Origin of the sequence: Pseudoalteromonas sp. SR41-7 (assembly GCF_014163935.1) — a bacterium.
Taxonomy (GTDB): domain Bacteria; phylum Pseudomonadota; class Gammaproteobacteria; order Enterobacterales; family Alteromonadaceae; genus Pseudoalteromonas; species Pseudoalteromonas distincta.
On sequence record NZ_JACJEF010000001.1, the window covers coordinates 1 to 23,952 of the forward strand.

The 23,952-nt window shown below is 39.4% G+C and carries 20 protein-coding genes, 5 tRNA genes and 1 pseudogene; 6 read left to right on the forward strand and 20 right to left on the reverse strand.

Features of this window, described 5'->3' with window-relative positions; all coding sequences use genetic code 11:
- The first annotated feature begins 132 nt into the window (after window positions 1–132).
- Window positions 133–604 (forward strand): annotated as a pseudogene (locus tag H5092_RS00005) (VOC family protein).
- A gap of 54 nt (window positions 605–658) precedes the next feature.
- On the opposite strand, the gene H5092_RS00010 reads toward H5092_RS00005, so the two are convergent.
- From H5092_RS00010 to H5092_RS00060, 11 genes are all read right to left on the reverse strand, one after another.
- On the reverse strand, window positions 659–2,560 hold the full coding sequence (locus H5092_RS00010) for a SurA N-terminal domain-containing protein (RefSeq protein WP_182732699.1): 1,902 nt from the start codon (window positions 2,558–2,560) through the stop codon (window positions 659–661).
- Window positions 2,561–2,731: 171 nt separating this feature from the next.
- Window positions 2,732–3,022, reverse strand: coding sequence for an HU family DNA-binding protein (locus H5092_RS00015; RefSeq protein ID WP_158000827.1), 291 nt, complete (start codon window positions 3,020–3,022; stop codon window positions 2,732–2,734).
- A gap of 183 nt (window positions 3,023–3,205) precedes the next feature.
- The gene (gene lon / locus H5092_RS00020) at window positions 3,206–5,575 is read right to left on the reverse strand and encodes an endopeptidase La (protein ID WP_024596372.1); all 2,370 of its coding nucleotides are present in this window, start codon (window positions 5,573–5,575) and stop codon (window positions 3,206–3,208) included.
- Between the two features lie 151 nt (window positions 5,576–5,726).
- The gene (gene clpX, locus H5092_RS00025; RefSeq protein WP_002958344.1) at window positions 5,727–7,010 is read right to left on the reverse strand and encodes an ATP-dependent protease ATP-binding subunit ClpX; all 1,284 of its coding nucleotides are present in this window, start codon (window positions 7,008–7,010) and stop codon (window positions 5,727–5,729) included.
- Window positions 7,011–7,145: 135 nt separating this feature from the next.
- Window positions 7,146–7,763 (reverse strand): ATP-dependent Clp endopeptidase proteolytic subunit ClpP, encoded by a 618-nt coding sequence (gene clpP / locus H5092_RS00030; RefSeq protein WP_002958346.1) that lies wholly within the window; start codon window positions 7,761–7,763, stop codon window positions 7,146–7,148.
- Between the two features lie 164 nt (window positions 7,764–7,927).
- The gene (tig, locus tag H5092_RS00035; protein ID WP_002958347.1) at window positions 7,928–9,232 is read right to left on the reverse strand and encodes a trigger factor; all 1,305 of its coding nucleotides are present in this window, start codon (window positions 9,230–9,232) and stop codon (window positions 7,928–7,930) included.
- 378 nt (window positions 9,233–9,610) lie between these two features.
- Window positions 9,611–9,687, reverse strand: a tRNA-Pro gene (locus H5092_RS00040).
- A 70-nt stretch (window positions 9,688–9,757) separates the two neighbouring features.
- A tRNA-Pro gene (locus tag H5092_RS00045) sits at window positions 9,758–9,834 on the reverse strand.
- Window positions 9,835–9,848: 14 nt separating this feature from the next.
- A tRNA-His gene (locus tag H5092_RS00050) sits at window positions 9,849–9,924 on the reverse strand.
- 23 nt (window positions 9,925–9,947) lie between these two features.
- Window positions 9,948–10,024, reverse strand: a tRNA-Arg gene (locus H5092_RS00055).
- A gap of 57 nt (window positions 10,025–10,081) precedes the next feature.
- Window positions 10,082–10,158: transfer RNA gene (locus H5092_RS00060), tRNA-Pro, on the reverse strand.
- Between the two features lie 353 nt (window positions 10,159–10,511).
- Between H5092_RS00060 and folD the strand changes: the two genes are divergently transcribed.
- A complete protein-coding gene (gene folD / locus H5092_RS00065) occupies window positions 10,512–11,366 on the forward strand; it encodes a bifunctional methylenetetrahydrofolate dehydrogenase/methenyltetrahydrofolate cyclohydrolase FolD (protein WP_002958348.1) in 855 nt (284 codons plus the stop codon).
- A gap of 72 nt (window positions 11,367–11,438) precedes the next feature.
- Here the strand turns inward: folD and cysS are convergent, their stop codons facing one another.
- The gene (gene cysS, locus H5092_RS00070) at window positions 11,439–12,818 is read right to left on the reverse strand and encodes a cysteine--tRNA ligase (protein ID WP_182732700.1); all 1,380 of its coding nucleotides are present in this window, start codon (window positions 12,816–12,818) and stop codon (window positions 11,439–11,441) included.
- Window positions 12,819–12,973: 155 nt separating this feature from the next.
- Here cysS and H5092_RS00075 point away from each other — a divergent pair, with 155 nt between their 5' ends.
- The 3 genes from H5092_RS00075 to H5092_RS00085 all read left to right on the forward strand — a co-directional run bounded on the left by H5092_RS00075 (window position 12,974) and on the right by H5092_RS00085 (window position 15,132).
- Window positions 12,974–13,465: a peptidylprolyl isomerase gene (locus tag H5092_RS00075; RefSeq protein WP_002958350.1), complete on the forward strand. Its 492-nt coding sequence runs from the start codon at window positions 12,974–12,976 to the stop codon at window positions 13,463–13,465.
- Between the two features lie 89 nt (window positions 13,466–13,554).
- The gene (locus H5092_RS00080; RefSeq protein WP_039484437.1) at window positions 13,555–14,292 is read left to right on the forward strand and encodes a UDP-2,3-diacylglucosamine diphosphatase; all 738 of its coding nucleotides are present in this window, start codon (window positions 13,555–13,557) and stop codon (window positions 14,290–14,292) included.
- A gap of 54 nt (window positions 14,293–14,346) precedes the next feature.
- Window positions 14,347–15,132: an ABC transporter substrate-binding protein gene (locus tag H5092_RS00085; RefSeq protein WP_182732701.1), complete on the forward strand. Its 786-nt coding sequence runs from the start codon at window positions 14,347–14,349 to the stop codon at window positions 15,130–15,132.
- Here the strand turns inward: H5092_RS00085 and miaE are convergent.
- Window positions 15,129–15,896: a tRNA isopentenyl-2-thiomethyl-A-37 hydroxylase MiaE gene (miaE, locus tag H5092_RS00090; protein ID WP_182696375.1), complete on the reverse strand. Its 768-nt coding sequence runs from the start codon at window positions 15,894–15,896 to the stop codon at window positions 15,129–15,131. The two genes, H5092_RS00085 and miaE, sit on opposite strands and share 4 nt — an antisense overlap.
- A gap of 206 nt (window positions 15,897–16,102) precedes the next feature.
- Between miaE and H5092_RS00095 the strand changes: the two genes are divergently transcribed.
- Window positions 16,103–16,702, forward strand: coding sequence for a Yip1 family protein (locus H5092_RS00095; RefSeq protein ID WP_024596370.1), 600 nt, complete (start codon window positions 16,103–16,105; stop codon window positions 16,700–16,702).
- A 114-nt stretch (window positions 16,703–16,816) separates the two neighbouring features.
- Here the strand turns inward: H5092_RS00095 and purF are convergent, their stop codons facing one another.
- From purF to H5092_RS20550, 7 genes are all read right to left on the reverse strand, one after another.
- Complete coding sequence (gene purF, locus H5092_RS00100) at window positions 16,817–18,343, reverse strand: amidophosphoribosyltransferase (protein WP_024596369.1); 1,527 nt, start codon at window positions 18,341–18,343, stop codon at window positions 16,817–16,819.
- Window positions 18,344–18,361: 18 nt separating this feature from the next.
- A complete protein-coding gene (locus H5092_RS00105; RefSeq protein WP_002958356.1) occupies window positions 18,362–18,856 on the reverse strand; it encodes a CvpA family protein in 495 nt (164 codons plus the stop codon).
- 194 nt (window positions 18,857–19,050) lie between these two features.
- Window positions 19,051–19,692: an SPOR domain-containing protein gene (locus tag H5092_RS00110; RefSeq protein WP_002958357.1), complete on the reverse strand. Its 642-nt coding sequence runs from the start codon at window positions 19,690–19,692 to the stop codon at window positions 19,051–19,053.
- Between the two features lie 11 nt (window positions 19,693–19,703).
- Window positions 19,704–20,969 (reverse strand): bifunctional tetrahydrofolate synthase/dihydrofolate synthase, encoded by a 1,266-nt coding sequence (gene folC / locus H5092_RS00115; RefSeq protein WP_002958358.1) that lies wholly within the window; start codon window positions 20,967–20,969, stop codon window positions 19,704–19,706.
- A gap of 25 nt (window positions 20,970–20,994) precedes the next feature.
- Window positions 20,995–21,870 carry an acetyl-CoA carboxylase, carboxyltransferase subunit beta gene (gene accD / locus H5092_RS00120; protein WP_007376856.1) on the reverse strand — a complete coding sequence of 292 codons (876 nt, stop codon included), beginning with the start codon at window positions 21,868–21,870 and terminating at the stop codon, window positions 20,995–20,997.
- Window positions 21,871–22,025: 155 nt separating this feature from the next.
- A complete protein-coding gene (gene truA / locus H5092_RS00125; protein ID WP_165724236.1) occupies window positions 22,026–22,820 on the reverse strand; it encodes a tRNA pseudouridine(38-40) synthase TruA in 795 nt (264 codons plus the stop codon).
- Window positions 22,821–23,098: 278 nt separating this feature from the next.
- Window positions 23,099–23,952, reverse strand: an 854-nt coding sequence (locus H5092_RS20550) for a FimV/HubP family polar landmark protein (RefSeq protein ID WP_310735998.1), incomplete at its 5' end; no start/stop codon positions are given.

Consider the following 23,952-nt stretch of genomic DNA (forward strand, 5'->3'; position numbering starts at 1 on the left):
TAGAGGAGCCTTCAATCAATCGAACTACTGTATAAAAGGCTTTGGTTGCAGCCAAAGCTTGGGCCTCACATTACCCGAACTTGGTTAAAGTATTAATTAATTTATGGGTTTATTATCCATACAAGAGATCTCATGCTTAAACAAAAGTTACTACTTAGCCTTTCCCCATTACTCCTTCTATCTGCCTCAGCTATTGCTGATACAAATTGGGTTGGTGGCGTTGATCATTTAGGTTTAACCGTATCAAACTTAGATGCATCCAAAGCATTTTTTTACTGATGTACTTGGCTTTAAAACGCTAGGGAATGACCCAGCCTATCCTGCTTATTTTTTATCAAACAATAAAATAACCATTACATTATGGCGCGTGAAAAACGATGCAAAACGTGTGGAGTTTAATCGAGCAGAAAATGTGGGCTTACACCATTTAGCACTCAGTGTTGAAAGTATCAAAAAGTTAAGCGAGCTACATGAACACTTAAAAATGCAAAATTATATTATTATAGAGTTTGCACCCGAAAACTTAGGTAGCGGCCCAACCCAACATATGATGATAAGAGAGCCTAGCGGCAATCGGATTGAGTTTATTGCCAGAGGTAATTAAAAGACAATAAAGAAAGGCGCTTTAAAAGCGCCTTTCTTTATGAGCTAAAATTAATTACTCAACAGTTTGTGTAGCCGTTGGTAAGTTAAGCTCAGCATTGGCTTTAAGCGCTTCAATAAATACCATGTAGTTTTTATTAGCTTGCGCCATAGTAATGCTTTGTTTTGCTTGAGGGTCAATATTAGCTGCAACTTGTGCATCCGTTACCGACTTAAGCGCAACAATTGCTGCATCACCATTATTTAAATTAACGAGATCGACTACCGCAGAATCCGCTGGGTGAGCCATTTTAAAAGCTTGAGTCACAATAGCAGGTGAAACAGTGTAGCTTTGACGTGTTAACTTAGCTTCTTGGCGAAGTGTTAAGCTTTGCTCGTTAGCAACATCGTTTAAGCTCTTACCTGCTTGTACTTCTGCAAATAAGCTACGTGCCTTTTCTTTAGCAAGCTCAGATGATTTTTCATTAACTAAACGCGCTTTAATTTCCTCGCTTACTTCGTCTAACGGCTTAGTAGCAGTAGCTTTGTGCTCGTTAATACGAACAATGACTGCATGCTCATCGCCAAGCTCAATAACTTCAGAATTTACTTTATCTTCAAGTAAATCAACTGATGTTAGTGCTGTGACAACTGCAGGGCTGTTTAACGGCTCTGGTAGAGCATTAAGTGCTAAAAGAGGTGTAGATTTAACTTCCACTTCAGCAACTTCTGCAGCATCATCTAAGCGGTCTGAAATTTCAAATGCAAGTGCACCCATTTCAGTTTGCTTTTCGTAAAATGCATCAATTTTTTCAGCTTGTTCTAATTCAGCACGTAAGTCAGCTTTAACATCGTCATACGCTTTAACTTGTTGTGATTGAATGTCAGTAAGTTTAATTATGTGATAACCAAACTCAGAAGTAACAACGTCAGAAATATCACCTTTATTTTCAAGCGCGAAAGCCGCGTCTTCAAATGCAGGGTCCATTACATCACGCTCAATCCACTCAAGATCGCCGCCCATTTCGCCACTAACGATATCGTCAGACGATGATTGTGCTAACTCAGCAAAGTCTGCACCTTGTTCTAGTTGTGCATGAAGTGCATTGGCTTTTTCTTTTGCTGCGTCATCGTCTTCACTGTTATCAATTAAGATATGTGATACGCGACGCTTTTCTGGCTCAACGTATTGTGCTTTGTTTTGCTCATAATACGCTTTAACGTCATCCTCGGTTACCGATTCAACATTGATATCTGCTGCTTTAAGCTCAATGTAACTTACTGAGATAAGCTCTGGAGATAAAAATTGAGATGCGTTTAAGTCGTAGTAATCAGATACTTCTTGATCTGATACTTCAACATTCGCGGCAAGTGCCTCTTTGTTTACAACTACGTAATCAATACTACGAGTTTGCTGCTGAAGAGCAATTGCGCTTTTCAGCTCGCTCTCTAGAGCAAAGTCTGTACCTGCAACAGCAGATACAACCTGGCTGCGTGTCATATCTTTACGTAAATATTCACGAAAAGCATCTGGTTGAAAATTCATTTGACGAATTACTTGTAGGTAACGGTCGTTATTAAATTTTTCACCAATTTGAAAGTACGGTAATTCTAAAATTGTTTTACGTACACTTTCGTCGCTTACGCGAAGGCCTAAATCAGCCGCTAGCTGTGATTGCAATTCTTGTTGTACTAAGCGGTCAACTACACCTTGACGAATTTGTGCCATGTAATTTGGATCAGCTGCAATTTGTGTAAAGTATTCACCAAATTGTTGCTCTAAACGGCTACGTTCATTTTGGTAAGCACGGTTAAAATCGGTTTGACTAATTTTAATTCCATTTACTTCAGCAACGGGTTGTTCTGTGGTTTGACCTAAGTAACTACCGATCCCTGCTAAGGCAAAAGATAAAATCACCGCGCCTAAAATTATTTTGGCTACAGGTCCTTGCGAACCTTCTCTGATTTTCTCAAGCATTTGTTTATCTCTTTTTGATCAAGGTATTTTACCTTGTCACATGTAAAAAAAGCGTATCTTACCAGATACGCTTTTTCACTTGAAGTAACTGGCGGAAAAGTTACTTAACTCATCTGTTGTGGTGAATCAGTAACTTTACACTCGCCATAACTAATGTGTTTAAAACAGTGATTAGTTTACTGCGTCTTTAAGCGCTTTACCGGCTTTGAAAGCTGGAATAGTTGCAGCAGCAATTTGGATAGTTTCACCAGTTTGCGGGTTACGGCCTGAACGTGCAGCACGTTCACGTACTGAGAAAGTACCAAAACCTACAAGTGCAACTGAGTCGCCATCTTTTAGCGCGCCAGATACAGATTCGATGAATGAATCTAGTGCACGACCTGCAGCCGCTTTAGAAATGTCAGCATCAGCTGCGATTTGATCGATTAATTGAGATTTATTCACAATATCATCCTCTTTCATTGTTATTATCAAGAGCGATGGTTTTTTAAACTAACATCACTTTTTTGAAAATTTTAGAGCAAACTTTTAATGCCCACATGATTATATTTTTCTTAAGCCTAGGCCCCGTAAGGGCTAGGCTTGAAAACCAGTGCTTAACTTATCATACCGTTTAGATTTGAAAAGCCCTAAAAAGCACTTTTTTTATGTTTTTTCTTGGTTTTTAGGTGTTTCGACCGAAAAACTCTCAACAGGATGCACTAAAGCAAGCTTTAACACCTCGTCAATCCAAGTAACTGGGTGAATATCAAGACCTGCCAGCACGTTGTCTGGTATCTCTTTTAAGTCACGTTCGTTAATTTTTGGAATGATCACTGTTTTAATTCCACCACGATGCGCCGCTAATAACTTCTCTTTTAAACCACCAATAGGAAGTACTTCACCGCGTAGTGTAATTTCACCTGTCATTGCAACATCTGCTCGTACAGGATTACCCGTTAAGCTAGATACAAGACCCGTTACCATTGCTGCGCCCGCACTAGGACCATCTTTTGGTGTTGCGCCCTCAGGTACGTGTACGTGAATATCACGTTTTTCGTAAAAGTCGCTGTTAATACGGAAAGTATCTGCTCGATTACGCACAACCGTCATTGCCGCTTGAATCGACTCTTGCATTACATCGCCAAGAGAACCGGTGTAACTTAACTTGCCTTTACCTGGCACTGCCGCACATTCAATTGTTAGCAAATCACCGCCAACTTCTGTCCATGCTAAGCCTGTAACTTGACCAATACGGTCGCCATCTTCAGCTTTGCCATAGTCAAAGCGCTGCACACCTAAAAAGTCTTCTAGGTTATCTTGATTGATGGTCACTATTTTAGTGTCCTTTTCAAGTAAGATATTTTTAACTGCTTTACGACATAGTTTCGAAATTTCGCGCTCTAGGTTACGTACACCCGCTTCACGTGTGTAATAACGAATAATGCCAATAATTGCGCTGTCTTCGATAACTATTTCAGACTCTTTTAAGCCGTTACGTTTAACTTGTTTAGTAATTAAGTGCTCTTTTGCAATGTTTAGCTTTTCATCTTCGGTGTAACCCGACAAGCGAATAACTTCCATACGGTCCAATAATGGGCCAGGAATGTTAAAGCTGTTTGATGTTGCTACAAACATAACGTCAGATAAATCGTAATCGACTTCAAGATAGTGATCGGCAAAATGACTGTTTTGCTCCGGATCAAGCACCTCTAATAATGCTGATGCTGGATCGCCGCGCATATCTGATGACATTTTATCGATTTCATCTAATAAGAATAATGGGTTTTTAACGCCCACTTTTGTCATGTTTTGAATTAGCTTACCTGGCATTGAACCTATGTATGTACGACGATGACCGCGAATCTCAGCTTCATCGCGTACGCCGCCAAGCGCCATACGAACATACTTACGACCAGTAGAACGTGCAATAGATTGCCCTAGTGATGTTTTACCAACACCTGGTGGTCCAACTAAACATAAAATTGGCCCTTTGAGCTTATTTGTACGCTGTTGTACTGCGAGGTACTCAATAATGCGTTCTTTTACTTTATCTAAGCCGTGGTGATCGCTATCAAGAATTTTTTGTGCGCCTGCTAAGTCTTTTTTCACTTTAGAGCGTTTTTTCCATGGCACATTAATTAATGTATCTATGTATGAACGCACTACAGTCGCTTCTGCAGACATTGGCGACATCATTTTAAGCTTATTGAGCTCTGTAGTTGCCTTTTCTTTAGCTTCATCAGGCATGCCAGAATCTTCAATACGCTTTTTAAGCGCTTCAAATTCATCAGGCACATCATCAAGCTCACCAAGTTCTTTTTGAATGGCTTTCATTTGCTCATTGAGGTAATACTCGCGCTGAGATTTTTCCATCTGCTTTTTAACGCGGGTACGAATTTTCTTCTCAACTTGCAATAAGTCTATTTCGCCTTCCATTAGTGCCATTAAATATTCAAGACGTTCTGTGACACTTGAAATTTCGAGCACTTTTTGTTTTTCAGGTACTTTAAGCGGCATATGCGCTGCCATTGTGTCGGCAAGACGTGCTGGCTCATCAATACCTGAAACCGAAGTTAGTACTTCAGGTGGAATTTTTTTATTTAGCTTTACATAGCCTTCAAACTGGCTAATTGCGCTTCGGATAAAAATATCTTGCTCTTGTTCATCTACAGAATCAGATTCAATAAATTGAGCATTAGCGACAAAAAAGTCATCGTTATCTACAAATTCTTCAATTTGTGCGCGCTGTGTACCTTCGACTAAAACTTTAACTGTACCGTCTGGTAATTTTAATAACTGAAGTACAGTGGCAATAGTACCGATACGATAAATATCATCTTGCTCTGGTTCATCTACAGTTGCATCTTTTTGTGCAACCAAGAAAATTTGTTTGTCTTTGTCCATTGCCGCTTCTAGGCATTTTATTGATTTTTCACGGCCAACAAAAAGCGGGATCACCATGTGCGGGTATACCACAACATCGCGCAGTGCAAGGACTGGGATTTCGACTCGGTCGGTTCTCTCAAGCGTCATTATAGTTTCTCTTCGCACTTCATTTATTTTAAAGATTACTCAAGTATATGGGGATAACCTAATTAAAGTTCAACAATTTTCCCTAACTCGATTAAATTAATTATAAAAAAAGGAGCCTAAGGCTCCTTTTTCCATTCAAATAGCTTAAAAACTATTCTGATGCAGCTTTATCTTGTTTATTATTTTCATAAATCAAGATTGGATCTGACTCACCTTTAATAACTGTTTCATCAATAACTACTTTGCTTACATCATCCATTGAAGGAAGCTCGTACATAGTATCAAGTAGTACACCTTCAACAATTGAACGAAGACCACGTGCGCCTGTTTTACGCTCCATTGCTTTGTGGGCAATTGCAGCTAAGGCATCATCGCGAAACTCAAGTTCAACGTCTTCCATACCAAACAATACTGAAAACTGTTTAGTAATCGCGTTTTTAGGTTCACTCAATATTTGTACAAGAGCTGCTTCATCAAGTTCTGTTAACGTAGCCACTACCGGCAAACGGCCTATAAACTCAGGAATTAAGCCATATTTAACTAAATCTTCTGGCTCTACATCTTTAAATGTTTCACTTAAAGAACGACTCGCCGCAGACTCTTTTACGCTAACGCCAAAACCGATACCGGTGTTTTTATGGCTACGTTGCTCAATTACTTTATCTAGGCCTGAAAATGCACCACCACAAATAAACAAGATTTTAGATGTATCTACTTGTAAAAACTCTTGCTGTGGATGTTTACGACCACCTTGCGGTGGAACAGAAGCAACGGTGCCTTCAATCAGTTTAAGTAGCGCCTGTTGAACGCCCTCGCCTGATACGTCACGCGTAATTGAAGGGTTATCTGATTTACGAGAAATCTTGTCAATTTCATCGATGTAGACAATACCGCGCTGTGCTTTTTCAACATCGTAATCGCACTTTTGTAAAAGCTTTTGAATGATGTTTTCAACATCTTCACCTACATAACCTGCTTCGGTTAATGTAGTGGCATCGGCCATAGTAAACGGCACGTCAAGTAGGCGCGCTAATGTTTCTGCAAGTAATGTTTTACCACTACCTGTTGGGCCGATAAGCAAAATATTACTTTTACTTAATTCAATGTCTTGCTTAGTCGATTGGTTACGTAGGCGTTTATAATGGTTATAAACGGCAACAGACAATACTTTTTTAGCATGGTCTTGACCAATAACATAATCGTCTAAGTGTTTACGAATTTCTTTTGGTACAGGTAGTTTGTCAGACGTATCATGCTTAGGAGCAATGTCTTTGATCTCTTCCCTGATAATATCGTTACACAACTCTACACATTCATCACAAACGTATACTGAAGGGCCTGCAATTAATTTACGCACTTCATGTTGGCTTTTGCCACAAAAAGAGCAGTATAACAATTTATTACTTTTGTCGCCGTCTGTAGGAGTGTCAGACATTCAGCTACCTCATTTTATTACGTTGGCCACCAAAACTATTGGCGGCTATTTCAATACGCTTTAACTATACCAAAATTTATTGGTTTTCGCATAGTAACTCAAAGTGGCAAACAGGCAGTCCTGCTTACCAAGCGCTTACTTTTTGTCGCGATTTGTAAACACAGAGTCTACCAAGCCGTAATCTACAGCTTGCGAAGCACTCATGAAGTTATCACGATCAGTGTCTTTAGAGATAATATCTAATGGTTGGCCTGTATGCTCAGCCATTAAGCGGTTAAGCTTATCTTTAATAGACAGAATTTCTTTAGCGTGTATTTCAAAGTCAGATGCTTGACCTTGGAAACCACCTAATGGTTGGTGAATCATCACACGTGAGTTTGGTAGGCAAAAACGCTTACCTTTAGCACCAGCAGTAAGTAAAAAAGCACCCATGCTTGCAGCTTGACCTACACATATTGTACTTACATCTGGTTTGATGAAGTTCATTGTGTCGTAAATAGCCATACCCGCAGTTACTGAACCACCTGGTGAGTTGATATATAAAAAGATATCTTTATCAGGGTTCTCTGATTCTAAAAATAGCATTTGCGCTAAGATCAGATTTGCCATGTTGTCTTCAACTTGACCTGTTAAAAAGATAATACGCTCTTTTAATAATCTCGAATAAATATCATACGAGCGCTCGCCTTTTGGTGTTTGTTCAACAACCATTGGGACCAATGCATTTAGGGGATCTGTAATACCAGTATTCATACTTATTTAATTCCTTATGCGCTTATACTTATCCTTATTATAAGGAAGCATAGTTATCGTTTTTCGCAAATTTAGAGCCAAAAACTAAAATGGCCCGGGCACGCTGTATAAACAGAGTAACACGAGCCATTTAATCGTTAGCGAGAGCTTAAGTCAATGACTTATTAAGCACCTTGCTGTGGATTCATGATGTCATCAAATGCTTTTTCAACATCAGTAACAACTGCTTTAGCTAAAATAGCTTCAACAGCTTGCTCTTCCATTGCTACATTACGCATTTGCTGCATAAGTTGATCATTACCTTTGTAGTATTCTACTACTTCAGTTGGATCTTCGTATGCAGAAGCTACTGTTGCGATTAATGCTTCAACTTTAGCATCATCAACTTTGATGTCGTTAGCTTTAATCACTTCACCTAATAAAAGGCCAGTTTTTACACGTGTTACAGCTTGCTCGTGGAACAATTCAGCTGGAAGCTCTGGCATGTTTTGAGCGTCGCCGCCAAAACGTTGAGCTGCTTGCTGACGTAGAGCATCAACTTCTTGATCAACAAGTGCTTTAGGCACTTCGATTTCGTTGTTAGCTAAAAGACCTTTGATTGCTTGGTCTTTAACGCTTGCTTTAACCGCTTGGTCTAGCTCACGTGTCATGTTCTTTTTAACTTCTTCTTTAAGCGCGTCTACGCCGCCTTCGGTAACACCGAATTTAGTTGCAAACTCTTCGCTTAATTCTGGTAATTCTTGCGCTTCAACTTTTTTCACTGTGATAGTGAATTGAGCCGCTTTACCTTTTAAGTTTTCAGCGTGGTAATCATCAGGGAAAGTTACATCAGCTACTACTTCTTCGCCTGCTTTTTTACCTACGATGTTATCTTCAAAACCTGGGATCATACGACCTTGGCCAAGTTCTAATGGGAAGTCTTCAGCTTTGCCGCCTTCAAATACTTCACCGTCGATAGTACCTACGAAATCAACTGTTACACGGTCGTTTTCGCCAGCAGCTGCATCAACATCAGCCCACGCTGCGTGTTGCTTACGAAGTGTTTCTAGCATGTTAGCTAAATCTTCGTCAGTTACTGTTACTGCTGGTTTTTCAACAGTAATTTTATCTAAACCTTGAACTTCAACTTCAGGGTAAACTTCAAACGTTGCTGAGAATTCTAAATCTTTACCTGCTTCAAGTGATTTAGGAGCGAATGTAGGCGCGCCAGCTGGGTTGATTTTTTCAGAAACGATTGCTTCAATGTAATTACGTTGCATTACTTCGCCAGCAACTTCTTGACGAACTGCAGGGCCAAAACGCTTGTTAATTACAGATACTGGAACTTTACCAGCACGGAAACCATCTATACGCTGTGTTTTTGACAGTTGTTGTAGGCGTTTTTTTACTTCGGTCTCAACGTTCTCTGAAGGAACGGTGATAGTTATACGGCGCTCAAGGCCTTGGGTCGTCTCAACAGAAACTTGCATGATTTACCTCAATATTCAATTTTGGCGACTGTTCGCCTTCCTTTACAAACAAAGTGTTCTGCATGAGTCTTGATAAAGTTTAAGCGGTTTTCCACACTTAAAAGCATCCGTCGCTACCATGAGACACCATTGCTGCTTTGCCCTTCGGGCACTATGTTAAACAATAGACGCGGCATTATAACCTAATATTTATGATAGTCGAGTATAGGGGGCAATTATTTGGACTAGATAAGGGACTATAAAGACTAACTGAATAAAAAACAGGCTAACTACGGACTAAATAGAATAAAATAGAAATTATTTAATAGAATTATAGGCTAACAGATTTAGATTTATAACTTAGAGGAGTTTACTTATTGTTCTTATTGGATAAGAAAATGGTCGGCGATGCAGGATTTGAACCTGCGACCCCTTGGACCCAAACCAAGTGCGCTACCAAACTGCGCTAATCGCCGACATTGAAGAGTTAACTTCTTTTTTCATACTGAACACTTAAACTGAGAGTTTAAGACCATTTTAAGAAAATGGTCGGCGATGCAGGATTTGAACCTGCGACCCCTTGGACCCAAACCAAGTGCGCTACCAAACTGCGCTAATCGCCGATATTCGTTGTAAATGGGGTGACTGATGGGGCTCGAACCCACGACAACCGGAATCACAATCCGGGGCTCTACCAACTGAGCTACAATCACCGCTATATTTACATGTTTTCAAATGGTGCACCCAGAAGGATTCGAACCTTCGACCGACGCCTTAGAAGGGCGTTGCTCTATCCAGCTGAGCTATGGGCGCATCGAAAACTTCATAGTTTACCAATAAGCTATTCGATTATAAAAAATTATAAAAAAATGGTCGGCGATGCAGGATTTGAACCTGCGACCCCTTGGACCCAAACCAAGTGCGCTACCAAACTGCGCTAATCGCCGAAACTTATTATTGCTAGCGAGTGACCTCGTTGACAACGGGGTGCATAATAGTGATTTGACGGGGTTAGGTCAAACGTTTTTTTAAGAAAACCAATCAAGTGCTCATTTTTAGTGCACAATGGTTAAATATTACAATAGTCGGCTGAATTTTAAACTATTTAACAGCTCAAACGTTATATACCTTAAAAGCAACTTGGCGCTGCTATGCTTTTCTGCGAAAATAGTAGGCACATTATAAAACGAGTTAAATAAAGAGCGTATTTTTCTTTATTAGCATTTTTACCCCTATTTTATTATGCATTCGTTTTTAGAGTATCGGTATCTAGTTAATTAACCCCAATTAAAGGTCACCCATGACGGCAAACATCATTGATGGTAAGGCAATCGCAAAACAAGTACGTAGCGCTGTAGCAGAACGCGTAAGTGAACGTGTAGCAAATGGTTTACGTGCACCAGGACTTGCAGTAGTACTTGTAGGACTTGATCCAGCAAGCCAAGTTTATGTTGGTTCAAAACGTAAAGCCTGTGAAGAAGTAGGTTTTATCTCTAAATCATTTGATTTACCAGCAGACACACAAGAGCAAACTCTTTTAGATTTAATTGACGAGCTAAATAATGATGCCGAAGTTGATGGAATTTTAGTGCAGTTACCACTGCCAAAAGGTCTTGATGCTGAAAAGATTTTAGAACGTATTACCCCACATAAAGATGTTGATGGATTTCATCCATATAACATTGGTCGATTAGCACAGCGTATGCCTGCCCTTCGCCCATGTACGCCTAAAGGCATTATTACATTACTTGATTCAACGGGTGTACGCTATAAAGGGATGCATGCAGTTGTCGTTGGCGCGTCAAATATTGTTGGTCGTCCAATGTCGTTAGAGCTTTTATTAGCAGGTTGTACTACCACTGTGTGTCATAAATTTACTCAAGACTTAGAAACACATGTTCGCCGCGCTGACTTATTAGTTGTGGCTGTCGGTAAACCTGAATTTATACCGGGAGATTGGATAAAAGAAGGCGCTATTGTTATCGATGTGGGCATTAACCGCTTAGATACGGGTAAATTAGTCGGTGATGTTCAATACAGTGTGGCCGAACAAAAAGCGCATTTTATTACACCTGTACCAGGTGGCGTTGGCCCGATGACTGTCGCAAGCTTAATTGAAAACACACTTGAAGCGTGTGAAAAGTATCACAGCTAAGCTGTTAAAAAATCAAAAAAGGGTTGCCATTTGGCAACCCTTTTTCAGTTTGACCTGAATTACTTTAAACGCTTACGCTTTACGCCACGTTGTTTTACCAGCTGAATCTTCAAGTATTACACCTAACGCATTAAGCGCATCACGTGCTTCATCAGCAGCAGCCCAGTCCTTACTAGCACGTGCTTCATTACGTTTTACAATTAATGCTTCAATTGTCGCAACTTCGTCGTCATCTTGCCCACCTTGTAAAAAAGCTTCCGGTGCTTGTTGAGCAACACCTAACACTTCACCGAGGCTACGCAGTATAAACGCTAACTTGCCAGCTTGACCTGCGTCACTTTCTTTTACGCGGTTTAATTCTTTAGCAAGTTCGAACAACACAGGTAGTGCTTCTGGTGTATTAAAGTCATCATTCATTGCTTTTCTAAACTTAGCAACAAACTCATTGCCTTCTAAGTCGCACTCTACCGGTACGACATCACGAAGCGCTGTATAAATGCGTTCAAGTGATGAACGCGCTTGGTCTAAATTTTCTTGTGAGTAATTTAATTGGCTGCGGTAATGCCCTGAAATTAAAAAGTAACGAACAGATTCGGCATCGTATGCTTTTAAAACTTCACGCACAGTAAAAAAGTTATCTAACGACTTAGACATTTTTTCTTTATTTACTTGCACCATGCCAGTATGTATCCATGTATTTACATACTTGCCGTTGTTTGCACAGCACGACTGGGCAATTTCGTTTTCATGATGTGGAAACTGTAAATCAGACCCGCCACCGTGAATATCAAAATGCTCTCCTAAGTGTTTTGAGCTCATTGCCGAACATTCAATATGCCAACCAGGACGCCCATCACCCCACGGTGATGACCATGATGGCTCACCTGCTTTGGCTTTTTTCCATAACACAAAATCAAGTGGATCGTCTTTATCTTGAGCCACTTCTACGCGAGAACCTGATTGCAACATAGTTAGATCTTGCTGAGAAAGCGCACCATATTGCTCAAACGTTGATACATCAAACAAAACATCGCCATCAGCTGCAACATAGGCATGGCCTTTTTCAATCAAGCGCTTAACCATAGCGATGATTTCATCCATATGGCTTGTAACTGTTGGTTCAATATCTGGGCGTAGCATATTTAGGCTATCAAAATCTTCATGCATCGCTTTAGTCATGCGCACAGTTAAATCGTTTATTGACTCGCCATTTTCATTTGCGCGTTTAATTATTTTATCGTCGATATCTGTAATGTTACGTACATATTTTAAATCGTAACCAATATGACGTAAGTAGCGCACAATAACGTCAAAACCAACAAAAGTACGAGCGTGTCCAATATGGCAGTAATCATAAATGGTGATACCACACACATACATGTCGATTTTGCCTTCGACCATAGGTTTAAATTGCTCTTTTTGTCGCGTGAGTGTGTTGTATATATTTACCATTTACTTTGAGTCCTTGACTATTTACTTGAACAGTTATGTTACCACTTGAAAAGCCCCTGCTCTAGCGCTTTATAACAAACCAAACATCTACTTTGTTAATCTTAGCCAACTACGATAAAATAGCGCCAATATTTAAACCAGATATAGGAAAACACATGGTTGTTCTACACACCAATTTTGGTGACATCACCATTAAAATGTTTGAGCAAGAAGCTCCAAACACAGTTAAAAACTTTTTAGAGTATGCAAATGCTGATTTTTTCAACGGCACTATCTTTCATCGTGTAATCGATGGTTTTATGGTTCAAGGCGGTGGTTTTGTACCAGGTATGGAACAAAAAGAAGTTAACGACCCAATTAAAAATGAAGCTAATAATGGCCTATCTAACAAGATAGGTACTTTAGCAATGGCGCGTACGCCTGATCCTCATTCAGCTACAGCGCAGTTTTTCATTAACGTGAACAACAATGACTTTTTAAACCACAGCAGCGAAACATCGCAAGGCTGGGGTTACTGTGTTTTTGCTGAAGTAGTAGAAGGCATGGACGTAGTAAATAAAATAAAAGGCGTAGCAACAGGTAGTACTGGTTTTCACCAAGACGTGCCTCTTGAAGATGTGATCATCGAAAGCGTTACTGTTAGCTAATAGTAAGTTTACCCACGTAATGTGGAGTATCAGCGGGCATTTACGCAATGTGTATACGCCCGCTTTATTTATATCGAAAAGACTGACCTATGACTCGCCAAACTTACTTTATTGCAGATTTACACCTAAGCGAAAACCGCCCCGACATTAGCGCTGCATTTTTTGACTTTTTAAATACGCATATACTAAATAAAGATGTAGATGCACTTTATATTTTGGGTGATTTTTTTGAAGTATGGGTTGGAGATGACTACATTACAGCGCTGAGTGCCGATGTAGCAAAGCATTTAAGCGCCGTTAATGATGGTGGGACACCTGTTTATTTTATACATGGCAACCGTGATTTCATCATGCGCAAGCAATATGCAGACATGGCCGCAATGACTTTACTCGATGAACAAACAGTCATTGATTTATATGGTACGCCTACCGTTATTTTACATGGCGACGAAATGTGTACTCAAGATACTGAGTATCAAAAATTTCGTAAAAAAAGCCGTGGTTGGTGGTGGCCAAAATTAATGCTTGCAATGCCACTTTGGTATCGTAAAAAAATAGCGCGTAATGCCCGTGAAAAAAGTAAGTTGAGCCAAGCTGATAAACCTATCGAAATTTTAGACGTTGTAGATGAAGCCGTGCTTGCCACCTTTGCTAAACATAACGTTACTAATATGATTCATGGTCATACTCACCGCCCTAATGTTCATACCTATAAAGTTGATGAACAAACGCTTACTCGTACAGTGCTAGGTGACTGGTATACCCAAGGCTCTTATTTAGTCGTTACCCCTCAATCACAAGAATTAATTAGCACGCCTTTCGCATAATTTAAAATCCTGACTATTATTTAACTATATATTTGAATAATAGTGAGAGGTTTAATGATTAAGCTGTTAATTTTCATCGTAGTAATTGCCATTCCTACCAAAGTATTTAGCGAGCAAACATGGCAAATTGTTACTGAAAACTACCCTCCCTATTTTAGCGAAAACCTTCCTGATAACGGTTGGTTATATGAAATCACTCAATCAGCCCTTAAAACTCAAGGCATTAATAGCGAAGCCGAGTTTACGACATGGGACCGCGCCCTAAAGCTATTAGAAAAAAAGAGAAAAACAGCTATTTTAGGCGCTTTTTATTCATTAAAAAGAAATGAAGTTTTTTACTACTCTCGCCCACTTGCAGTTGCTCATTCAGGAGTTTTTAAACGCAAAGAGAGTGCTATTAACTTCGATGGTACAGTTAAATCATTAACACCTTATAGTATTGGTACAGAAGACAATGCCTTTGTAAGCCAAGAGTTTACAAGAAATACTGAGCTGGCAATAACATCCACTAAAAGCCTTCCTACAAGTTTATACCTGCTACAACAAGGTCGTATTGATTTGGTCGCAGGCACTAAAGAAGTAGGGAAGTATTGGCTTGAGCACAATAACGAAGTTGATTTAGATAAGAATAAAATTGAGTACTTATTGCCAGATCTTGCTTCTCATAAACTATATTTAGTTTTCTCTAAATCAAATTACAGGGCAAAAGAGTACTTACAAAAGTTTAATAGAGGGATTGATATAATAATTGAAAACGGAAGCATTGCTGAAATCATGAAGAAACACAATTTCAGCAATCAAAAAACAGCTGAATACATTAATTTTTTAAAAGAAAATTAGCTTTCTGCTATTGGCAGGCCACTATGAAACTTAAAATCTTCATCCTGTGATGAAATTAATTCGGCTTCAATCTCGCCAAATTCTTTAACTCGTTCGGTAATATCAAAATCAGCAATTTCTTGCGCTAAAGTTAGATAATCTTGGTAATGACGGGCTTCAGAGCGCAGCAGCGAAATATAAAAATCACCTAAACGTTTGTCAACATGCGGCGCAAGCTTTGCGAAACGCTCACACGAACGCGCCTCAATGTAAGCGCCTACAATTAATTTATCAACAAGGGCGTTTGGCTCAAACGTTTTAACATGACGAAGCATGCCTTTTGCATAACGACATGGTGTAATGCTTTGGTACTCTACACCGTACTCGTCCATAATTTCGAGCACTTGGTAAAAATGATGCAACTCTTCTTTTATCAACAATACCATTTTATCAATTAAATCTTGTCCATATGGCGAATTAGATTTAGGAATTATTGATTTAGTTAGCTTATTTTTAGCCGCGAGATCACGCCAATTTCCTTCACGCTTATAAATAAGCGTTTCAAATGGCTTTAGCCACTCGAGTAAGGCATCACTGCCCTCTTTATCAACAGCGTATTTACGTATTAAAAACATCGCACTTTGAGCCGCTTTTAACTCACAAATTAAGTGATCGATTAAGATTACTGATAAGTTCTCTTTTTTAATTGCCTGCTCCACCCACTGCTGTGGGGTTGTACACACTAAAAAGTTATTGATCGGCTCTAAAAGTTGGCTATGTGGCACGTTGACTGCTCATTACTAAATAAATTTGATATGCCATTATTTTAACACGAAATTTTGTTTGGGATAAATCAAAGCCCTAACCTGTGCAAAAATGTTAATAGTGAGTTAACTTGACTTTGCAAAATAAGTGAACCATAACTGTACGTAGACTGTATAAAAATAAACCAACCAAAACAGTAATACGTTCCTTTTATGGAGTAAGCACTATGATACTAAATCACCTCTGGGGCATTTATGCTCACCCACTTGAAGAATGGCAAACAATAGATAATCGCCATGAAAGTCTAACCTATAGTTTGTCGCATATTTTACTGATTGCTTTGTTTCCTTCAATAATGGGTTATTACTCATCTGTTTATTTAGGATGGAGTATAGGCGCAGGCGATCCTGTATTTTTAACGCACGATAGTGCGCTATTAATTGCAGTTGCAATGTATTTTGCTTTAATAGCTGGTGTTTTTGCATTGGCGTATTTGGCTCATTGGATGGCCGTTACATTTGGCTCTAAGCCTACATTTACGCAAACACTTGAACTTGCAGCTTATACTGCAACACCCGTGTTTATGTCGGCGCTTGCCGCCTTTTGGCCTGTACTTTGGTTTGTAGTGTGTATTGGAATTATTGCACTAGCTTACTCGGTCTACTTACTTTATACCGGCGTACCAATACTTATGCATATTCCAGAAGAGCGTGGTTTTATTTATGCCAGCTCGGTTGTAACGTGCGGATTAATATTATTAGTTATTATTTTAGCTGTAACAGCTATGCTTTGGACAAATGGGATTGTTAGTCCAATGTTTACTTAATAAAGTTTAGCTAAAAAAGAGTCGTGTTTGATAGAAATGTTCCCTTTCTTTCCTTCGCAAAAAAGGAGCTAATTAGCTCCTTTTTTTATGTAACGACTTTTTATTAACTAATTATTAATCAGCTTCGTTTTCGTCTTGGTTGTGAATCTCTAAACTTGAAGACATCGCACTTTCGCGGGTGCTTTTTGCTGAATCGTTACGTAGCTCATCAATACGATTTAAATAGTTTTGATCAATGTCGCCTGTAATATATTGCCCATCAAATACTGAGGTTTCAAACTTAGTAATTTCAGGATTTTCTTGGCTAACCGCAGCTATTAAATCTTTTAACGATTGAAAGATTAAACCGTCAGAACCAATACTTGCATTAATATCTTCAACTTCACGTCCGTGAGCAATAAGCTCAGCTGCTGAAGGCATATCAATACCGTACACATTAGGGAAGCGTATTTCAGGCGCTGCGGATGCAAAGTAAACATTTTTAGCACCAGACTCTCGAGCCATTTCAACAATTTGTGCTGATGTTGTACCACGAACAATTGAGTCATCAACCAATAATACGTTTTTACCTTTAAACTCGCGATCAATTGCGTTTAGCTTTTGACGCACTGATTTTTTACGCATCTCTTGGCCAGGCATGATAAATGTACGACCGATATAACGGTTTTTAACAAAACCTTGGCGATACGGTAAATCAAGCACACGTGCAATTTCCAGTGCTACATCGCATGAAGTTTCTGGGATTGGGATAACTACATCAATGTCTTTATCAGCCCATTCGCGTGCAATTTTTTCACCTAGTTTTGTGCCCATGTTTACGCGTGTTGCGTACACAGACATACGGTCAATTGTTGAATCAGGTCGAGCAAAATAAACAAATTCAAAAATACACGGCGAGTAAGATGCTTTATCTGCACAACTAAGTGAATGAAATTCACCTTCTTCCGTAACATATATAGCTTCACCAGGGGCAACGTCACGTACAAACTCAAAACCATCCGGTTTTAACGCAACGCTTTCTGAGGCGAACATGTACTCAGTGCCTTTTGCAGTCTCACGTTTGCCAAATACAAGTGGGCGGATACCATTAGGGTCGCGAAAAGCAACAATACCGTGACCAATGATCATAGCAATTGTTGCATAACCACCGCTTACTTTATTATTGACCTCGGTTACCGCAGTAAATATATCTTCAGGGTCTAAATGCAACTTATCAGATTTACTTAGTTCATGTGCCATGATGTTGAGTAAGATTTCTGAATCAGATGTTGTATTTACATGACGACGTGCTTCTGAGAATAACTGCTCTTTTAAAGCTTCTGCATTAGTAAGGTTACCATTATGGGCAAGCGCTATACCAAACGGTGAGTTAACATAAAAAGGCTGTGCTTCAGATGAGCTTGAAGACCCTGCTGTAGGATAGCGCACATGGCCAAGACCAATCGTACCTTGTAGTCGTTTCATATGACGAGTGTGAAAGGCATCTTTCACTAAGCCATTTGCTTTGCGTAAGCTGAACGTATTATTCTCAATGGTAATGATACCCGCGGCATCTTGACCACGGTGCTGCAAAACAGTTAAGCCATCATAAATCGCCTGATTGACAGGGGATGTTCCGACTATTCCAACGATACCACACATGTAATTTATCCTCGCCGATTAACGGTTTACTGAATTTAAAAAGCTCGAGTTGTTTTCTAGGTACGAAAAGAACCATTCAACAACAAAGCCAAATTCTGGAATCAAAATAGAATTGCCCCACCAGTGCGTATTGGGTGCACCAGTAAAAGCATCAAGAAAGAAGAGTAACGCGCTCACGACCAACACGCCTCGTAGAGCACCAAACACTATGCCAAAGACACGGTCGGTACCCGATAAACCAGTACGATGTACAAGTTCACCTAAAATGTAGTTTAGTAAACCGCCTAACAGTAGCGTCGCAAAGAATAATATGGCTATGGCCGCCGCATTTCTTAAAAGGGGTTCAGAAATGGTTGTTAGGAAGGAAGCTAAATATTGGTAAAATAAGCTAGAGATGATAAAGGCGCCAGCCCATACCGCTAATGACATTGCTTCTTTTACAAAGCCGCGTATTAAACCGATGATGGTAGACAATACAATGATGCCAATAATGGCGTAATCAACCCAGATCATAAGAACCAATTAGTCGCTAATTTGGGGCGCATTCTATACCCAAACATCGTTAGTATGCAAGTTTAAACGGGAGATTACTGGGTTGTAGTTAATACAAAAAATTAACATTCTAGTCTAGGTATTGTGAGATAAAGATAATGATAAAAAAAATATAAATAAATAAAAAAAGGCTTGTTATACAAGCCTTTTTTAAATTATTTTGTTACTTCGTACTGCGTAACTTTACCATTTAATTTAGTAAGCTCTTTGAGCTGGGGGAGCTGCTTTTGTAATTCACTTTTATCAAGCGAAGGACCAACAAATACTTTGGTTAATGTCCCATTTGGGGTTTTAATCGGTTTAGTAAATGTTTTAAACCCTTCAGCCTTTAATTTAGCCTGTAATGCTTTAACGTTTGCAACATGTGAAAAACTACCTAATTGAATAACATAGGCCATACTCGTTAGGTTTTCATCACTTTTACGTGGTGCAATTGGCTCTGGCTTAGCTTGAACAGGCGCTTTTGTAATTGGTGTAGCTTTGGGTTCTATAGTTGCTTCAACAACTTTATCTTCCACAGCGTAATCACTCTCATCCATCGCGCTTTGCTGCTCAAAAGCTTCATCGTCAGCTTGAATGTCTTCAATTTCATCTTGCTTTAGTGGCTCAGCATTAGCCATATTTTCATCAATTGACTCTTGAAGATCGATTGTTTTGAACTCAGGGCGGTCTGGGATCGCTTTAAAGCCTTCTTTATAATGCACTTTTTCGCCATCGAGTATATTAGGGATAAACACAATTGCTGCGATCACCACTATACTTGTTCCGACTAAGCGATTAATAAAACTTGAGTTCACCGACATCCTCTCTATTTTTTAAAGTAATTAATAGCGCCAGCAACTGTAAAAAATGAACCAAATATAATCAACATAGTATCACTTTGTTGTTCTGGTAAAATTACATTCAGTGCTTGTGCCACACTATCATAGCTATTAATAGTATTATGATGAGACAATTCGTGCAGTGCATTTTGTAAATTACTTGCAGTGTCGCCTCGCGGGCCACTTAAGCTCGCTAATGACCACTCATCGACCAAGTGACTTACTTCTTTAAATACACCCGCTTTATCTTTATCAGCAAGCATAGCGGCTAATGCATGAATTTTAAAGCCTTTATCTTTATAGCTTGATAACTTATTGGCTAAATAACGCGCCGACTCAGGGTTGTGTGCTACGTCGGTAAAGACTAAAGGCTCAACACTTAACTGTTGAAAGCGCCCTTCGACAACTAAATTAGCTAAACAACTTCGTATAATTGATTCACTTGGTAATAAGTTTAAAACACTGAGCGTGGTTAATGCGGTAGCTGCATTTTGACACGGTATTGCAGGCTTATCTATTTCAAGATTATGTTCTTTATATTGCCAATTAAAGCTCTCAGCATTTTCTTTAAAAATAAAGTCACTGCCCGACAGCGTCATGTTGGCATTAATTTCTTTGCCGTAATCAGTCATTGTGTGAGGAATATTTAAATCCCCTATAATAGCGGGCGTATTTTCACGAAAAATACCGGCTTTATCATAAGCCACTAACTCACGGGTATCACCTAAGTACTCTTTATGGTCTAAGTCTATAGTGGTGATCACGCTTGCAAAGGGAGTGACTATATTTGTGGCGTCAAAGCGTCCACCTAAACCAACCTCTAGTAATACATAATCGACGTTACAGCGTTTAAAAATTGCCAACGCCCCCAAAGTACCATATTCAAAATAAGTCAGAGCAGTGTCTTTACGGCCTTGCTCAAGCTGGTGAAAAGCATCTATATGAAATTGGTCTGCCAATTCTTCCCCATTAACTCGTACACGCTCGTTATAACGAATTAAATGTGGAGATGCGTAAGTACCCACACTGAAACCTTGCGCTAGCAATAGCGACTCTAAGCACCGTGCTGTGGTGCCCTTACCGTTTGTACCGGCAATAAGAATAATTTTACTTGGAGTGTTTAACAGGCCAATATTGTTAGCAACATTAGCAACTCGTTCTAAGCCCATAGCAATGTTGGCTGGGTGAACACTTTCTAAATAAAAAAGCCAATCATCAAGGCTTGATGATTGGCTAGGAATTTTTTTTGTCATAGCGTGTAATCAGTAAAGCTGAAATTTACGCTACTCTATGCTCTTGTTCCGTAGAAGGCAAGTTCATAAATTTAGCTAAAATGCGTGCAAGGGTATCGCGCATTTCACGGCGGTCAATAATCATGTCAATTGCACCGTGTTCAAGCAAAAATTCACTACGCTGAAAGCCTTCAGGTAATGTTTCGCGAACTGTTTGCTCAATAACACGAGGACCTGCAAAACCAATTAACGCTTTAGGTTCTGCAACGTTAATATCGCCCAGCATAGCAAGCGATGCAGATACACCACCCATAGTTGGGTCAGTCATGACTGAAATAAACGGAAGACCTTTTTCAGTCATTTTTGCAAGTGCAGCACTTGTTTTAGCCATTTGCATAAGCGACATAAGCGCTTCTTGCATGCGTGCACCGCCTGATGCAGAAAAACAAATAAGCGGCATGTTATGCTCTAAACATTGATCAACAGCATCAACAAAGCGAGCGCCAACAACAGAAGCCATTGAGCCACCCATAAATGAGAACTCAAATGCTACTGCTGCAACTGGAATGCCTTTTAATCGGCCTTTCATAGCTACAAGTGCATCTTTTTCACCACTTGCTTTTTGGGCTGCACTGATACGATCAGAGTATTTTTTAGAATCTTTAAACTTAAGAATATCTTTAGGCTCATGTTGTGTGCCAAGCTCTTGACGGTCACCTTCATCTAAAAAGTGCTCCAGGCGCTTACGGCCACTAACACGCATGTGGTGGTCACACTTAGGACATACGTTTAATGACTTTTCTAATTCAGCTTTATATAAAATTGAATCACACGATGTGCACTTAGCCCAAACACCTTCTGGGATTTCTTTACGACCTGATGATTTTGTCGTTTTAGGTAAGATTTTTTCTAGCCAACTCATTTGCAACTCTCTTAATGCTGTTCTGTGTCGCGAGCCTGCCAATAGCAATTAGCAGACAAATTTTTTCAATTAAAACATGAATTACACTAACGCGGTATAAAAAACTGGTCTTAGTAGTTAAAAGTGTTCATAAAAAACACTAACGGCAACCATAACTAAATTTCAGCGTCAGGTAAAAACAATGGACCTAAAGGCATTTTAGGAATATTAAACTCTTCAGGATAATCGACATCAACCAAGTATAAACCTGCAGCTTTAGCTGTAGCACTTGCTTTAGCACGCTCTTTACAATCAAGTAATTCTTTCAACCAAATGGGCTGTTGCTTATGTATGCCAATATCCATCAAGCTCCCCGTTATATTACGTACCATGTGATGTAAGAACGCATTCGCCTTAATATCAATAATAACGTAACACCCTTGGCGCTGTACCGATAAATGATGAATAGTGCGAGTCGGTGTATTTGCTTGACAATGGATCGCTCGAAAAGATGTAAAATCGTGTGTCCCGATCAAATACTGACAGGCTTCCTGCATTTTAACTTCATCTAATGGGTGATGAAAATGCGTAACCCCTTCGTTTAACACCGCTCCTCGAAAAGGAGAGTTATAAATAATATAGCGGTATCGGCGAGCTGTTGCACTAAAACGAGCATGAAAATCGACAGCAACTGGTTGTGCAAAGCGAATAGCAATATCTTTAGGCAATAAGGTATTCATACCCATTGTAAATGCGACCATGTCACGCGAAGCTTCAGTTTCAAAATGTATTATTTGACCTGTACCGTGCACACCCGCATCAGTTCGCCCCGCACATACTACTTCAACTGGGTGATTACAAATACGCGACAATGCCTTTTCTACTTCTTGTTGTACGCTATTAACATGTGATTGACGTTGCCACCCACTATAGCGTACGCCGTTGTATTCAACTCCAAGTGCTACTCGCATAATTACTGCTTTACCTACTGTGCTAATGAACACGGCATTTTATGCTATCTCTCGACGCAATAAAAGGAGGTGTGCGGTAATACCCTTTTTATTAAAAACATGAGCATTTTAATGAATCAAATAACTTAATAATTACGATGTAAATTATTCTTTTATAACAATTACATACTATAAAATCCGCTTCATTAATGCGTTGCTTTCCCTTGTTATAATTAAACTAACATCCATAAAAAAACCCTTAATTAGAATAACCAATTAAGGGTTTTTTTAACAATTTGTTATTTTAGTTTCGCTTTTAAACTAAGTGCCTCTTCTTGAACTTCTTCTGGGCCTTTGTTGATGACATCCTCAATGACCTTGAGCGCAGAATCAAAATCATCAATTTCAATATAAGCACGCGCTAAATCTAGTTTAGCTGAATAACCACCACTTTCAGCATCAACATCGGTTGGGTTATCACCAGCAAGTAATGCATCAAACTCACTCAAACCGACATCCATATTAACGTCGGTGTAAGGTTCGTGTTCAAGTTCAGCCTCTTCACTTTCTTCTAATAATGAATCTATATCTACAAATTCATCATTATCAAGTTGCTCAATATCACTACTTTCAACAAGTGGCTCTTTTGTAGTTAATGAGTCATCTTCCTCTAATTCTTCTTTTAGCAAGCTGTCAAAGTCGACATCAAATTCACTGCTATCCTCAGCACTTAATTCTTCAGGCTCCGCTAACTCACTAAGTAATGAATCAAAATCAGTTTGCGTCAAATTTGACATAAACTCTTCATCAAGTTCATCGTCAGAGCTAATATTAGTGCTACCTGCTTCATCTGAGTTTGTTAACTGTGCTTCGCGCTCTGCATTTGTTTGCTCTTGCTGCTCGTCTGATAACTCATCAGTTAGCGCTTGCTCTAAAATATCTTCGTCAAACTCAACATCTAAGTCAGAAAAATCGTCTTCAATTAAAATTTCATCATCAAAATCGTCTTCTAAACTATCTAAATCATTATTTTCAGAAAGCGCATTTGATAAGTCCTGCTCAGCTTGGCTGGAAGCGACTCCCTGCGCCTCACCGTCTAAATCATCACCTTGTAATTCTTCGGGGGTAAATGGCAACTCACTTTCTAGTGTTT

Excerpts from the sequence above, each read along its gene's own strand:
- H5092_RS00095 (WP_024596370.1), top strand. The coding sequence starts at position 16,103 with ATGATACTAAATCACCTCTGGGGCATTTATGCTCACCCACTTGAAGAA.
- H5092_RS00105 (WP_002958356.1), bottom strand. The coding sequence starts at position 18,856 with ATGATCTGGGTTGATTACGCCATTATTGGCATCATTGTATTGTCTACC.
- truA (WP_165724236.1), bottom strand. The coding sequence starts at position 22,820 with ATGCGAGTAGCACTTGGAGTTGAATACAACGGCGTACGCTATAGTGGG.
- H5092_RS00015 (WP_158000827.1), bottom strand. The coding sequence starts at position 3,022 with ATGAAAGAGGATGATATTGTGAATAAATCTCAATTAATCGATCAAATC.
- folC (WP_002958358.1), bottom strand. The coding sequence starts at position 20,969 with ATGACAAAAAAAATTCCTAGCCAATCATCAAGCCTTGATGATTGGCTT.
- accD (WP_007376856.1), bottom strand. The coding sequence starts at position 21,870 with ATGAGTTGGCTAGAAAAAATCTTACCTAAAACGACAAAATCATCAGGT.
- clpX (WP_002958344.1), bottom strand. The coding sequence starts at position 7,010 with ATGTCTGACACTCCTACAGACGGCGACAAAAGTAATAAATTGTTATAC.
- cysS (WP_182732700.1), bottom strand. The coding sequence starts at position 12,818 with ATGGTAAATATATACAACACACTCACGCGACAAAAAGAGCAATTTAAA.
- purF (WP_024596369.1), bottom strand. The coding sequence starts at position 18,343 with ATGTGTGGTATCGTTGGAATAGTCGGAACATCCCCTGTCAATCAGGCG.
- lon (WP_024596372.1), bottom strand. The coding sequence starts at position 5,575 with ATGACGCTTGAGAGAACCGACCGAGTCGAAATCCCAGTCCTTGCACTG.
- H5092_RS00010 (WP_182732699.1), bottom strand. The coding sequence starts at position 2,560 with ATGCTTGAGAAAATCAGAGAAGGTTCGCAAGGACCTGTAGCCAAAATA.
- H5092_RS00085 (WP_182732701.1), top strand. The coding sequence starts at position 14,347 with ATGATTAAGCTGTTAATTTTCATCGTAGTAATTGCCATTCCTACCAAA.
- folD (WP_002958348.1), top strand. The coding sequence starts at position 10,512 with ATGACGGCAAACATCATTGATGGTAAGGCAATCGCAAAACAAGTACGT.
- H5092_RS00075 (WP_002958350.1), top strand. The coding sequence starts at position 12,974 with ATGGTTGTTCTACACACCAATTTTGGTGACATCACCATTAAAATGTTT.
- clpP (WP_002958346.1), bottom strand. The coding sequence starts at position 7,763 with ATGAATACTGGTATTACAGATCCCCTAAATGCATTGGTCCCAATGGTT.
- H5092_RS00080 (WP_039484437.1), top strand. The coding sequence starts at position 13,555 with ATGACTCGCCAAACTTACTTTATTGCAGATTTACACCTAAGCGAAAAC.
- tig (WP_002958347.1), bottom strand. The coding sequence starts at position 9,232 with ATGCAAGTTTCTGTTGAGACGACCCAAGGCCTTGAGCGCCGTATAACT.